This is a genomic window from Streptomyces sp. NPDC001514 (assembly GCF_053597075.1).
The window spans coordinates 71,893-84,809 of record NZ_JBSFHO010000017.1 but is presented as its reverse complement, the minus strand read 5'-3'; the positions used below and the strand labels follow the sequence as shown (position 1 = coordinate 84,809).

At 71.2% G+C, this 12,917-nt stretch carries 10 protein-coding genes; 1 reads left to right on the top strand and 9 read right to left on the bottom strand.

The genetic code is table 11. From position 1 onward, the window contains the following. The 9 genes from ACWCXB_RS19585 to eccD form a co-directional block, all read right to left on the bottom strand. On the bottom strand, window positions 1–978 hold the full coding sequence (locus ACWCXB_RS19585; protein WP_450724461.1) for a hypothetical protein: 978 nt from the start codon (window positions 976–978) through the stop codon (window positions 1–3). 50 nt (window positions 979–1,028) lie between these two features. Beyond that, window positions 1,029–1,583: a YbaB/EbfC family nucleoid-associated protein gene (locus tag ACWCXB_RS19580; protein WP_450724459.1), complete on the bottom strand. Its 555-nt coding sequence runs from the start codon at window positions 1,581–1,583 to the stop codon at window positions 1,029–1,031. 153 nt (window positions 1,584–1,736) lie between these two features. Continuing rightward, on the bottom strand, window positions 1,737–2,240 hold the full coding sequence (locus ACWCXB_RS19575) for a WXG100 family type VII secretion target (RefSeq protein WP_450724457.1): 504 nt from the start codon (window positions 2,238–2,240) through the stop codon (window positions 1,737–1,739). Window positions 2,241–2,288: 48 nt separating this feature from the next. Beyond that, window positions 2,289–3,536 (bottom strand): hypothetical protein, encoded by a 1,248-nt coding sequence (locus tag ACWCXB_RS19570; protein WP_450724455.1) that lies wholly within the window; start codon window positions 3,534–3,536, stop codon window positions 2,289–2,291. Window positions 3,537–3,545: 9 nt separating this feature from the next. Next, window positions 3,546–4,622 carry a hypothetical protein gene (locus ACWCXB_RS19565; protein WP_450724453.1) on the bottom strand — a complete coding sequence of 359 codons (1,077 nt, stop codon included), beginning with the start codon at window positions 4,620–4,622 and terminating at the stop codon, window positions 3,546–3,548. 111 nt (window positions 4,623–4,733) lie between these two features. Then, window positions 4,734–5,069 carry a WXG100 family type VII secretion target gene (locus tag ACWCXB_RS19560; protein ID WP_450724451.1) on the bottom strand — a complete coding sequence of 112 codons (336 nt, stop codon included), beginning with the start codon at window positions 5,067–5,069 and terminating at the stop codon, window positions 4,734–4,736. Between the two features lie 68 nt (window positions 5,070–5,137). Continuing rightward, on the bottom strand, window positions 5,138–5,470 hold the full coding sequence (locus ACWCXB_RS19555) for a WXG100 family type VII secretion target (RefSeq protein ID WP_450724449.1): 333 nt from the start codon (window positions 5,468–5,470) through the stop codon (window positions 5,138–5,140). A gap of 1 nt (window position 5,471) precedes the next feature. Continuing rightward, the gene (eccB, locus tag ACWCXB_RS19550) at window positions 5,472–7,028 is read right to left on the bottom strand and encodes a type VII secretion protein EccB (protein ID WP_450724447.1); all 1,557 of its coding nucleotides are present in this window, start codon (window positions 7,026–7,028) and stop codon (window positions 5,472–5,474) included. Between the two features lie 88 nt (window positions 7,029–7,116). Then, window positions 7,117–8,502, bottom strand: a complete 1,386-nt coding sequence (gene eccD, locus ACWCXB_RS19545) for a type VII secretion integral membrane protein EccD (RefSeq protein WP_450724445.1) — start codon at window positions 8,500–8,502, stop codon at window positions 7,117–7,119. Between the two features lie 172 nt (window positions 8,503–8,674). Between eccD and eccCa the strand changes: the two genes are divergently transcribed. Beyond that, a complete protein-coding gene (gene eccCa, locus ACWCXB_RS19540) occupies window positions 8,675–12,661 on the top strand; it encodes a type VII secretion protein EccCa (protein WP_450724443.1) in 3,987 nt (1,328 codons plus the stop codon). Window positions 12,662–12,917: the final 256 nt, after the last annotated feature.

Here is a 12,917-nt window from a genome sequence, read left to right as displayed (position 1 = left end):
TCAGCGCTTGCCGCGGCCGCCCGAGGTGCTGCCGATCGGGCCGACGTCCCCGAAGGTGGGCAGGCTCTTGTCCAGGTCGTCCATGGTCTCCTGGGCGTGCTGCTCCGCCTTCTCGCCGACGGACGCCATTCCCTCGACGGCCTGGCCGATGTTGCCGATGCCTTCGGCGATGTCGCCGAAGCCCTTGATGACCTTGGGCGCGTCCTTGAGCGCCTCCGTGATCGCCTTGTACGTCTCGTTCGACGGATCGCCCTCGATCGGCTCGTCGGTGACGAACTGGACGTCACTTCCGAGGCGTGCCATGCGCTGGGCCACTTCCTCGAAACGAGGGACCGCGCGGCGCATCTGCGAGGGCACGATGACGATGAGCTCGTCGTCCTTGGTGGTGAGGGTGACTTCACCGTTGGGGCCCCGGGACTGTCTGCGCGGCTGGGCGGCCGCCACCGACCGCTGCTGAGGTTCGCCCGCGGCCCGCCGGCGCTCCCGCCGTTCGTCGTCGTCCTCGTCGAGCCTGGTGGCGCGGCGTGTCTCACCGTCCTCCGCCCGACGCGCCCTGACCTGCGGCTCCTCCGCCGTCCGGGACACGAAACCGCTCGACGGTTCCTGTGCCACGGCCCGCTCGGTCATAGGCTCGGCCCGGCCCTCCAAGCGGCGGGTCATGGGCTCCGCGGCGACCTGGCGGGCCTGCGGCTCCGCGGCAACCTGGCGTACGTGCGGCTCCGCGGCGACCTGGCGTACCTGCGGCTCCAGCGCCTCGGCCCGTGTGACCAGGGGCTCCTCGCGCGCCGTCATCTGCCGTGTCTGCGGCTCCCATTGGATCTCGGGCGCGATCCGGGCCTGATCGCCGAGATCCGCACGCAGGCCCCCTTCGAGGAGCCGCTCCGTGTCGGTGGCCGGGTCGAGGCGGAGTTCCGCGCGAGGCCCCGGCTCCGCCTCCATGCGGAGTCCGGGCTCCTCGTAGACGACTTCCTCGGGCATGGCCTCTGCTCCTGCTCGTCCTGTCGTCGGGTTCTGTCGGGTATCGGGAGTCAGTCGTCGTACTCGCCGAGCACGGACTTCTTCGGCGCCTTCGCCACCGCCCGCTCGGGCTCGCGCGACACCGACGGCTTCGGCGACGGCTTCGGCTTCTCCCCGGCGAAGGACTCCGGTTCCGCGGTGAACGGCTCCGGATCCTCATCGAACGTCCCGCCGCGCAGCCTCTTGAAGAAGTCCTGGTTGGCCGGGTCGTCGGAGCCCGGCAGCAGGTCCCACAGGGAGTCCCCGTCGAAGGTGGCGGAGCCGTTGGAGAGCAGGGCCGATGCCGTGGAGTTCGCCTGGCGCTGCAGGTCGGCCTGGGCGCGGCGTACGGTCGACACGATCAGGTCGGCGAGCCGGGCTCCCGGCATGTCGCGGTAGGCGGTGCCCCGGAAGACGATCGACGCCAGCTGCCCGTGCGCGTCCACGGTGGCGGTGAGCGTACGGTCCGGGGACTGCGCGGATGCCTGCAGCGACGTCAGGTTCCGCTGGACCTCCAGGAACGTGTCCCGGGTCTTCCGGAAGTCCTCCATGATCTCCTGGAGAAGTGCCTCGTTCGACGGCTTCATCGTCAACCTCCGCAAAGCGAAACGGCCGGTCCCGTCGTGGCTGCGGGACCGGCCGCCGGTGGGGCCGGCCACGGTCCGAAGTCACGGTTCATGCGGCTGCACGCGCCGTGGTCGGTCCCGGTTCAGCCGGTCCCCGGGGTGCTGTGCCGGGGCTCAGGCGATGTACATCTCGGGGGTCATCACGGGCTCCGGCTCGGGCGGCTTGGAGGGGAATGCCTCCGGCGCAGGCGGTCCCGAGGGAAACGCCTCCGGCGTACGGTCCGTGGGACCGCCTCCGGCGCCTCCGGCCGAGTTGGCCTCCAGGATCGACATGAAGGTCCGCTGCAGCTCGAGGATGTCCTCGCCCGCGTCGTTCGTGGGCTCGGCCTTGCCCTTCACCGTCTCGGCGAGCAGCCCGAAGAAGTCCACGAGCTCCGTGACGACCTTCATGAAGGCGTCCGCGCCCTCCCCGGTCCAGCCCTGTGCCCCGCCCTGCTCGGACGTGAGCTGCTTGGCCTTCTGCATGATGTCCTCGGCGAGGTCCTGCAGCGCGGCGGGTACCTCGTACAGCACCTGCGACGCCTCGAAGTAGGGGTTGGGGTCCAGGCTCATGATCTCGTCGATCGCCGAGGCCAGGAACGCCATGGTGATGGGTGACGGCGGCAGGGGTGTGGTCATCGTCCCCCAGCTCCTTCCTTCCGCTCTTGCGCTGGTGTGGTGTGCCGCTCAGTCACGGCCGAGTTGCCCCGGGTTGCAGTCGTCGGTCCCCCAGACGTCCTCGTCCTCGGTGAGCCAGGTGTTGCTCTCCTTCTTCTCCTGGCCCTGGCCCGGCGCGGCGCCTCCGGGTGCGGCGCCGCCCATCGGCATCCCGCCCATGGGCGCACCGGTCGCACCCGCGACGGCACCACCGGCGCCGGGAGCGCCGGCGGCGCCTGCCGCGCGTGCCCCGGCGGTGCCGAGGTCGGAGGAGAGGACGCTGTTCGCCGGCGTGGCGGACGGACCGCCGCCGCCACCGATGCCGCCTCCACCGCCTCCTCCGCCGCTGCCGAAGCCGCCGCCCCCTCCGGGGATCGACAGGGAGCCGGCACCGGCACCGCCACCGCCTCCTCCTCCGCCGCCTCCCCCGCCAACGAGGCCCGCCCTGCTGAGGTCGGCACCCGAGAGCCTGGTCCTGCCGTCCTCGGCGAGGTTGCCGATGTCCTTGAAGGCCTCGTCGGACAGCCGCATCCGGGGCAGGCCGTCCTTGATGGCATCGCGACCGATCCCCAGCGAACCGGTCGGTCTGGTCAGGCCACTCTTGCCGTCCGCAGCAAGGGAGTTGACACGCCCCGCGGCGCCACTGAAGTCGGGTGTCCGCCCCGCGGCCGACCTGGCCGAGGAGCCGCCCGACCTGCCGACGGCACCAGGGGCGCCGATCGCGCCGGAGAGCGGGACGCCCCCCGCCTGCAGACGCGCCGCACCGTCGCCAGCGAGGGCACTGACCCGGCCCGCGGCATCCGGCGAGACGGCTCCGGCCTTGCCACCAGGACCGGTCAGCGCGGCGCCTTCCGTCGCGGCCGAGAGGCTGCCGGGCGCGGGAGCGCCCTTGGTGGCGGCGCTCAGCGAGGTCTTCGCATCGTCTCCCGGCAGACCGCCGGGCAGCGGTGCGCCGGCACGCTGTACCGCGGTGCCGGTGTCCGTCTGGCGCTGGGCGGCCTGGGCCTGTGTGCGGTTCAGCTGACGCTGCGCCGGGTCCCCCGCCGCGGTGGCGGTCTGCTGCCTGGTGGCGGCGGTCTGCCGCACCAGGCCCGCGCCGCTCGCGGACGGCCCCGCCACGGGCGGACCGCCACCGCTGCTGCGGCCCTTGAACGTGGGCACACCTTCGCCGCCCACGAAGCCGCGGCGGATGCGGTGGTTGGTGTTGAGCTTGTCTATCGCTTCCCTCGTTCCGGCGACCGCGACCAGGGCACCGGCGGCAAAGAAGTCCAGGATCATGTCGTTCTCCTAGGTCCGCGTGACGTCGGGGTCCGGGTAGTACCGGTCGTCGCCGCTGTAGGTGTAGTGCGGCTCGGGGGCGTCGTCCTCGTCCCCCTCGTACACGAGCACGTCCCGCAGGTTCTCGGCCTGGCGCGACTCCTCGATCACCTCGGCCTGACGCGACTCCGGCTCACGCACCTCGGCTTGGCGCTGCTCGTATTCACGCTCCCGAACCTCGGCCTGACGCTGCTCGGGCTCACGCTCCCGAACCTCCGCCTGACGCGACTCCGGCTCACGCTCCCGAACCTCGGCTTGGCGCTGCTCGTACTCACGCTCACGCACCTCCGCCTGACGCGACTCCGGCTCACGCTCCTCGGCCACGCCGACGGACCGCTGCTCGTACTCCCGGTCCTCGCCGTCCGTCGGGTCGTCGCCCGGGTCCTCGTCGACCGGCAGGTCGTTGCCCTCGGCGTCGTCCTTGTTGTCGAGTTTGCCGTCGTCGTCCCTGTCGCCGTACTCGCGCTCGAAGTCGTCGAGCTCGCCGTCGTCGTTGAGGTCGGCGTCGTCCTCGACGTACTGGTCGCCGTCCTTGACGCCGTTATTGTCGCCGTCGGCGTCCTCGTCGATGACATTGCCCTCGTCGTCGACGTTGGGGTTGTCGGCGTCGTCCCGCCGGGAGCGCTCGTCCGCGATGTCGGACGTCTCGCCGGTCTCCCGCTCCTGTTCCTTGGCGAGCTTCGCCTCGCGCTGGTCGATGAACTCGGAGGTCTCGGAGAGCAGTCGGCCGAGTTCGTCGACGGTCGCCTGGGCCATCTGCTCACTGTCGCGGTAGATCTGGGACGCCTCGACGAGGTCGTCGCCGAGCTGGTTCAGGAAATCGGCCAGCGCGGCGAGTTCCTCCAGGATGCTGTTGCGGGTGGAGTCGACGGTGGCCTTGAGCTCCATGGTGCCCGGAAAGGTCCCCCCGTCCACCTCAGGGATGTTGATGGACTCGACCCGGCTGCGGATCGCCCCCAGTCCGTCGCCTCCGGCCAGTTCCCGCAGATACCCGCCGAACGCCGCGAGATCCTGGGGTTCTACGGCGATGTCCACGCCTTTGGCCATGCTGTGTCACCTGCTTTCGTGATCCTGTCTCGGGCCGGACGCACCCCCCGCCCGTGGCGATGAAGGGGTCGCCACGGGCGGGGCGCCGGCGACGCCGCCGGGTGGGCGCAGTCAGCCCTGCAGCGCGCGGGCCGACATCTTGTCGCCGCCTCGGTAGGTCTCGACCACGCGCTCGACCGACTGCGCCGTCCTGTTCAGGAAGTCGTTCAGCTCACGCGCGGACTGGTCCCAGATCGCCTGCTGCTCGTTGTAGATCTCCTTGGGGCTCTCGCCGTCGGAGCCCTCGCTCTGCCAGCCGTCGAGCGTCTTGCGGATCTCCGTGTCGAGGGTGGTCAGCTGGTTGTTGAGCTGGGTGTTGACCTGCAGGAGCCGTTCGACGCAGGCCAGCATGGCTTCGTTGTCCGAGACGTATCCGTCTCCGTTGATGTCCGTGGGAGTGATGGCCATGGTGCGAACTCCTTCGATGTCCTGAGTGGTGGTGAGAGGTGGGGTCGGTCAGGGAGGTCGCGGCCGGATCAGATCTTGAATCCGCCCGAGCTGGACTCGAGCATCTTCTGCAGGTCGGTCATCTCCAGGTCCGTGTCCTGGTCGGTCCGGATCTGGACGCCGAGGACTTCTTCGAGCCGGGTCTCGATCTTCTCGAGGGCGGTCAGCATCGTCTGCATCTCCTCGTCGAAGCGGTCCATGATCCGGTCGAAGGTCTGCCGGGACTTCGAGGACCAGCTGCCCGCGAGCGCCGCGACCTCGCCCTGCACGGTCTGGTGCTCCTTGCGCAGGTCGTTGCCGGCGTCGGTGAGCACTTCGAGGCCTCGCTGCATCCCTGCGAAGTCGGCCGAGTTCTGGGACATGTCACTCTCCTGCTGTCTGCTCCCGGCCCCGTGCGGGGCTGCCGGAAGGATCGGGTGTGGCGGGGGTGTCCGGGGTTCCGGTCGGTGCCGCCGGGCCCTGCGCGGCAGTGCCCGGGTCGACGACGACGGGCCGTCTGGCCGCTTCGGGGTCCAGGACCGGCCCCGAGGGGACCAGGGCGAGGACCGGACTCGGCACGGGCACCGCGGCGGCGGTGTCGTAGCCGAGGGTCTGGGCGACTTGGGGCGTGGCAAGGGGGTACTTCACGCCCGAGTCGGTGATCAGGTAGAAGGTCGGCGTCCGGTCGCCGGCGGTGCCCTGCTCCTGGGCGAGGACACCGCGCCCGGCGGGCACGGCGACCCGGTCCGCGAGCGTGGTGCCGTTCGCAGAGGGCGCGGCAGCCGGCGCGACCCCGGCCGGGCCCGCCGCCTCCGGCCGTCCCGTCCGTACGGCGACGCGCACGGTCGAGGGGGCGGCGGCGTTCCTGCCCGGGGTCACCTCGACGCACGGGGTGGTGGTGCCGGTGCCGGGGTCGCCGACGGGCTTGGGCGGGACGGGCGGCAGTCCGCCGGCGTTGAGCTTCCTGTCGGTGATCGCGGTCTGGGCGACGGCCGCGGAGTTCACCCTGACGGCGACGGGGTTGCCGTCAGGGTAGGCGGCAGCCGTGCGCGGGTCCCCGAGCACGAGCGTGGCCTCCGTCCTGGTGAGCGGTGTGATGCCCGCCTTCCAGACCAGGAAGAAGTTGCCGTTGGCGTCGTCCTGCACCACCTGGCCGATGCGGGTCGCCACGCCGCCCACCGTGACGCCGGGGGTGCCACGGTCTGGCACGTCGTCCTGCTCCAGATCGGGTCCCGCGGCAAGGGAGTTGATCCAGGCGTCGCCGACCGGGAACGAGGTCACGTTGGCGAAGCCGAGTGCCGTGAGCGCATTGCGGCTGGTGGCCTCGAAGCGCCGGTCGGTCCAGGCCACGTACGTCCTGCCGTCGGAGCCTTCGACGCCGATCGCCTCGTTCACGCGCAGCGCCCGCAGCCCTTCGGGACGCCCGCCGACGTACGCGGTGACCACCGGTTTCGTACCGCCGTTTCCGTCGTCCACCGAGGTGGAGCAGACGGCCCAGGGACCGCGGTCCAGGCTCTTGGCGTCGGGCAGTCCTTCGGGGGCGCCGACGATGCCGACGGCCGGGCCGCGGGGAATCTCCTTGATGGCCTTGGCGGTGACGTTCTGCGGCTTGAGGGTGCGCTGTCCGGTGATCAGCAGTGCGGAGGAGTAGTTGGCCACCGGATGCAGCGCGCCGCCCAGATACAGGTACCGGGCGCCCTTGTCCTTGACGACGACGAGCGTGCCTTCCTTCTGGAACGCCTTGCTGCTGCCGGGCGAGATGAACCCGAAGGCCGCGAAGCCGCCCATGACGACCACGCCGATCATGGCGCCGGCCATGGTGCCGAGGCTGAACCGGCGCATCGGGGTCTCGGGCGCGTCCGGTTCGCCGCGCAGGAGTCCTGACTGGACCCTGCTGAGTGTGAAGAGATGGGCCTGGACCTGATCCCGGCGCGTCTGCATCTGGATCCACCTCGGGTCGTGGGTAGGGGAGTACGGGGGGCGCAGTCGGGGCGCGGCGCCCGGCCGGAAGGGGCCTACACCCCCTGGCTCAGCCGAAGAGGCCGTGGGCCCACTCGTAACCGCCCAGCACCGCGAGCAGCACCGGCAGCATGGACAGGCCGATCAGCAGCTCGCCGATCTCGGCCGCGCGGCCCCAGTAGGGCACCAGACGCCGGCCCGGCAGGATCTTCGCGCCCGCGAGCAGCAGTCCCGACATGACGACGAGGGCGAGCAGCGGACCGGCCAGCCGCAGGAGGGGCGGCAGCGAGGCGGCGAAGCCGACGGTCCATACGGCGAGGCCGAGTACGGCGGGCACCATCAGGGCGATGCGCTGCCCGGCCCCGATCAGCACCCGGCTGCGCAGCAGCAGCGCGACGCACGAGGCGGCGTACAGGGTCGCGGGCGCCCAGCCGCCGGCCGGCGCGAGGACGAGGAGGGAGCCCCCCGCCACCAGGCCGACCGCGGTGAACAGGGCCGTCATGTACTGGTCGGCGACGGCCGAGCGTTGCAGCAACCGCGGCGCGCGCACCGGCTCGATCTGGTCCTGCAGCTCCTCCGCGTTGGTGGGCAGGAGCGGCAGCCGCAGATCGGCGAGCCGGAACGAGGTCATCGGCACGGTGGCGTTGAAGACCAGCGCCACGACCAGGACCACGGCGGCCGACCGGGTGCGGTTCAACCCGCCCGCCAGCGACAGCAGTCCGCCGAGCGTCCCCGCGGCGGAGACGGTGAGCGCGGCGGAGTACGCGGGCAGCCAGCGGCTGACGGCTGCCATCCCCAGCAACGTCGTGGTGAGAGCCGCAGCGCCTGCGGCCAGTACCTGCGGTGCCTCTACACCGCTGCCCGGCACCTCCGCCGACAGATGTCCGGCGAGTGCCGCGAAGAGCACGGCGCCGAGGCCGAGCAGTCCGGCCGGTGCGGAGTCGTCGCCGACCCTGGCCACGAGCGCGCCCGCGAGAAGGAGGGTGAAGGCGATGCCACCGGAGGCGGCGGCCCGGGCGACGGCCGGCCCGTCGAGCCAGAGCACGGCCAGCGCCACGGCCAGGGTGCAGGCCATCAGGGAGAGGAGGAGCCACCGGGTCATGGAGTCGCGCCACCGGTCGGGGCGGCGGCGTACGCCGTCGGCGACGCCGGTGATCATGTCGTCGTAGTCGATGACGGGCAGTTCGGCCCTGCGGGGCCGCAGATGCAGGGTGTCGCCGTCGCGGATGGCGAGCGTCGCCAGGGTGCGCTCCTCGTCGAGCGGGGGCTCGCCGAGGCGCTGGAGCACCCAGCCGTCGTGGTCCACCCCGGTGTCCGCCAGATCCGGACCTGCGTAGGTCAACAGGGTCGGAAGCAGGTCGTACAGCGGGACGTCCGACGGTACGGCGACCTCGAGTGACGACACGGGCGTCACGAGCATCAACCGGCACAGATCGTTGGTCACGTTGGTGGTCACGCCGGATGTCACGGCACGTCCCGGGAACCGGTTCAGAGCGGATCCAAGGGAAACCGGAACGAGCGGGAATTCAGGATTCCCGGCCGGTGCATTGATCCGGCCGCGTTCTTTCCCCGTGCCTCATCTCTGCACAACACGTGCAAGAAACCGATGGGAGGCCAGGGTGTCCACCGTGCTCTTTCGCCGCCCGCCGCGGCGCTCGGCTCCGCAGCTGCCGCGCGGCGAGCTGACCATACAGCCGCCGCCGACACTGCCCGAGCTGGAGCCCGGCGGCTTCCAAGCCGTCATGGGCTTCCTGCCCATGCTCATGAGCTTCGGCTCGATGGGCATGATGTTCGTCATCCCCGGAATCAACGCGGGCATCCGCTACGTCATGGTCGCCGCCATGGGCATCTCCGGTGTGCTGATGCTCATCATGAATCTGATGAAGGGCCCACTGGAGCGCAAGCGGAAGCTGCGCGGTGAGCGTCGCGGCTATCTGCGCTACCTGGCACAGACCCGCAAGCAGGTGCGCAAGGCCGCCGACCAGCAGCGCCGCTACCAGTTCTGGCAGTTCCCCGAGCCGGACGGGCTGTGGTCCGTCGCGATGAGCAAGCGGCTGTGGGAGCGCAGGGCGAGCCACCCCGACTTCGGCGAGGTCCGCATCGGGACCGGCGTGCAAGCCCTCGGGCTGCGTCTGGTCCCGCCGCAGTCCGCGCCGGTGGAGGACCTGGAGCCGGTGAGCAGTCATGCGCTGCGCCGGTTCGTGGAGGCGTACGGCAAGGTCCCTCAGACGCCCGCCTCGGTGTATCTGCGCGGCTTCGCCCATCTGATCCTGGAGGGCGACAAGGACGCGGCCCGTGCCCTCGTACGCGCCGTGGTCGCCGGACTCGCCACCTTCCACTCGCCCGAGGACCTGCGGATCGGCGTTCTGACCAAGGGCCGGGAGGCCGAGGAGTGGGAGTGGACGAAGTGGCTGCCGCACACCATGCACGCGCGGCAGACGGACGCGGCGGGCCCGGTGCGGCTGATCACCGACGACTTCGGCAGGCTGGAGGAGCTGCTCGGCGGTGACGAGCTGCGCGAACGGCCCGGGTACGAGCCGAATTCGGAGATCTCGGCCGACGAGCCCTTCCTGGTGATCGTCGTCGACGGCGCCGAGCTGCCGGCCGGCGTGCAGGCCGTCTCCAGCGGATATCGCAACGGCATCGTCATCGACCTCGCCGACGCCCTGCCCAAGCGCGACAACCGCTATGTCCTCCGGCTCCAGGTGTCCGAGGAGAAGGTCGAGCGGATCACCAGGACCGAGGCGGGCGCCGAGGTCCGTACCGAGATCTGCCGCCCGGACTCGCTGTCCCCGGGCCGCTGCGCCAAGCTGGCGCGGCTGATCTCCGCGTACCGCATCGGTGGCGCCCGGGACGCCTCCGAGCCGACGGCCACCGACTTCGAGCTGCCGACGCTGCTCGGTGTCGGCGACGCCAAGCGGCTGGATCCGGCGGTGAGCTGGCGGCCCCGCTCGATCTGGGACCAGTTGCGCATCCCGATCGGGATCAGCGAGCACGGCGAGCCGGTCGAGCTGGACATCAAGGAGTCGGCACGGAACGGCATGGGCCCGCACGGCATCCTGATCGGTGCCACCGGCTCCGGAAAGTCCGAGCTGCTGCGCACCCTGGTCCTCGGTCTCGCGATGACGCACTCCTCCGAGGCCCTGAACTTCGTCCTCGTCGACTTCAAGGGCGGCGCGACGTTCCTCGGTCTCGACAAGCTGCCGCACACCTCGGCGGTCATCACCAACCTGTCGGACGAGCTTCCGCTGGTGGACCGTATGCAGGAGGCCCTGCAGTCGGAGATGAACCGCCGCCAGGAGCTGCTGCGCGCCGCGGGCAACTACAGCTCGGTCTTCGACTACGAGAAGGCCCGTGCTGCCGGTGCGCCGCTCGATCCGCTGCCTTCGCTCTTCATCGTCGTCGACGAGTTCAGCGAACTGCTCTCCCAGAAGCGGGAGTTCATCGACACCTTCGCGATGATCGGACGTCTGGGCCGCTCGCTCGCGGTGCATCTGCTGCTCGCCTCGCAGCGCCTGGAGGAGGGCAAGATCCAGGCCCTGCAGTCGCATCTGTCGTACCGCATCGGTCTGCGCACCTTCTCGGCGAGCGAGTCCCGTGCCGTGCTCGGCGTGCCCGACGCGCACAACCTGCCCTCGGCCCCGGGCCACGGCTTCATCAAGACCGGTACGGACACGCTGACCCGCTTCCGTGCCGCGTACGTCTCCGGTGCCTACCGCTCCACCGCGACACGCGGCGCCCGCCGGCAGGCGGTCATCGAACAGCAGGTGGTGCCGTTCACCTCGCAGTACATCGAGCCGAGGATTCTGCAGCCGGCCGGGGCACCGGTCGTGGAGGAGCCGGAGGAGACCACCGAGACGATGATGGACGTCATCGTGAGCCGGCTGGTCGGCCAGGGTCCGCCGGCGCACAAGGTGTGGCTGCCGCCGCTCGACGAGCCACCCACGCTCGACCAACTGCTGCCGGAGCTCGGCGAGACCGAGCTGGGTCTCACCACCGCGGGCTGGGACCGGCGGGGCAAGCTCCTCGTACCCGTCGGCCTGGTCGACAAGCCGCTGGAGCAGCTGCGCGACCCCATGGTCGCCGATCTGTCCGGCGGTGACGGCAACATCGCGATCGTCGGTGCCACGCAGAGCGGCAAGTCCACGGCCGTCCGTACGCTCGTGACGGCGCTCGCCCTCACCCACACCCCGCGCGAAGCCCAGTTCTACTGCCTGGACTTCGGCGGCGGCTCGCTCGCCTCGCTGCGCGGCCTGCCGCACGTCGGCTCGGTCGCGGGCCGCCTCGACGTGGACCGCGTGACCCGGACCGTCAACGAGATCAGCGGACTTCTCGACACCCGCGAGGAGCTGTTCCGCCGGCACGGCGTGGAGTCGATGGCCGAATACCGCAAGGCGCGCGCCGCCGGGCGCTTCCGCGAGGAGGACCCGTACGGCGATGTCTTCCTCGTCATCGACGGCTGGGTCACCTTCCGCTCCGACTTCGACAAGCTGGAGGAGAAGATCCAGGAGATCGCGCAGCGCGGGCTCGGCTACGGCGTGCACCTGATCATCGCGTCCGGCCGCTGGATGGACTTCCGGGCGTGGCTGCGGGATGTGATGGGGACGCGGTTCGAGCTGAAGCTCGGCGAGGCGATGGACTCGGACATCAGCTCCAAGGCGCAGGCCCTGGTGCCGAAGGCGCCCGGGCGCGGTCTGACCCCGGACCGGCTGCACTCGCTGTTCGGTGTGCCGCGCATCGACGGCGTGGAAAGCGCCGAAGGGCTCGCAGAGGCGCACCGCGATCTGGTCGACGCGGTCGCCAAGGCCTGGCACGGTCCGGTCGCGCCGCAGATCAAACTGCTGCCCTCGATGCTGCACGTCGCCGAACTTCCGCCGGTGGGCGGCGACCTGCGGACGGCGATCGGCGTGGAGGAGAACGGGCTGCGCCCGCAGTTCCACGACTTCGAGCAGACCCCGCACCTGTTCGTCGTCGGCGAGGAGCAGACCGGCAAGACCAACGTCCTCAAGCTGGTCGGCAAGGCCGTCGCCGAGCGCTACACGCCGGCCGAGGCGCGCGTGATCGTCGCGGACACCAGCCGCAATCTGTACGACGCCGTGCCCGAGGAGTACCGCCTCGGCTACCACGTCCAGGGCGCGACCCTCGGCGCCATGCTGAAGGAGGCGACGGTCTCGATCGGCAAGCGGGTGCCGGGTGCGGACATCACTCCGGACCGGCTGCCGAAGCGGGACTGGTGGGAAGGCCCGAGGCTGTACGTCCTCGTCGACGACTACGACCTGCTGGCGACGGGCTCGGTCGGCTCGCCGCTGGCCTCGCTCGTCGACCTGATCCCGTACGGCGCGGAGATCGGCCTCCACATCGTGGTCGCCCGCAGCTCGTCCAACGCGATGCGGGGCATGAGCGATCCGGCGCTGCGGAGGATGATCGAGGTCGGCACACCGTCGCTGCTGTTCTCGTGCGGCCGTGAGGAGGGCACGTTCCTCGCGGGGGCGTCGCCGAAGAAGCTCCCTGTGGGGCGCGCCCAGCTCGTGACGCGCCGGGGCGCGCCGCTGCTGGTGCAGACGGCGCTGGTGGGCGTCGGCGTCGGCGTCGGCGACGCCGGCCCGGAGGGCTGAACCCCAACGCCACGTCGGCGGCCCCCGCCCGGGAGGTGCTTCCCGGGCGGGGGCCGTTGCGTGTGCGGGGTGGCGCGCGGCTGCCTGCGGCGCTACTCCGCTCCCCGCCCCTTCCCCAGGGTCCTGCGGACGGCTCGGCGGGGTGCTCGGGACCGGCGGGTGGGTCGGTGTGCCCGTGCTCGAACGCCGGACGGGCTGAGTGTGGGCGGTACGGTCCCGTGGACCCGGGTGTCCGTCCTCAAACGCCGGACGGGCT

Coding starts and splice junctions, on each gene's coding strand:
- ACWCXB_RS19585 (WP_450724461.1), bottom strand. CDS start 978: ATGCCCGAGGAAGTCGTCTACGAGGAGCCCGGACTCCGCATGGAGGCG.
- ACWCXB_RS19580 (WP_450724459.1), bottom strand. CDS start 1,583: ATGAAGCCGTCGAACGAGGCACTTCTCCAGGAGATCATGGAGGACTTC.
- ACWCXB_RS19575 (WP_450724457.1), bottom strand. CDS start 2,240: ATGACCACACCCCTGCCGCCGTCACCCATCACCATGGCGTTCCTGGCC.
- ACWCXB_RS19570 (WP_450724455.1), bottom strand. CDS start 3,536: ATGATCCTGGACTTCTTTGCCGCCGGTGCCCTGGTCGCGGTCGCCGGA.
- ACWCXB_RS19565 (WP_450724453.1), bottom strand. CDS start 4,622: ATGGCCAAAGGCGTGGACATCGCCGTAGAACCCCAGGATCTCGCGGCG.
- ACWCXB_RS19560 (WP_450724451.1), bottom strand. CDS start 5,069: ATGGCCATCACTCCCACGGACATCAACGGAGACGGATACGTCTCGGAC.
- ACWCXB_RS19555 (WP_450724449.1), bottom strand. CDS start 5,470: ATGTCCCAGAACTCGGCCGACTTCGCAGGGATGCAGCGAGGCCTCGAA.
- eccB (WP_450724447.1), bottom strand. CDS start 7,028: ATGCAGACGCGCCGGGATCAGGTCCAGGCCCATCTCTTCACACTCAGC.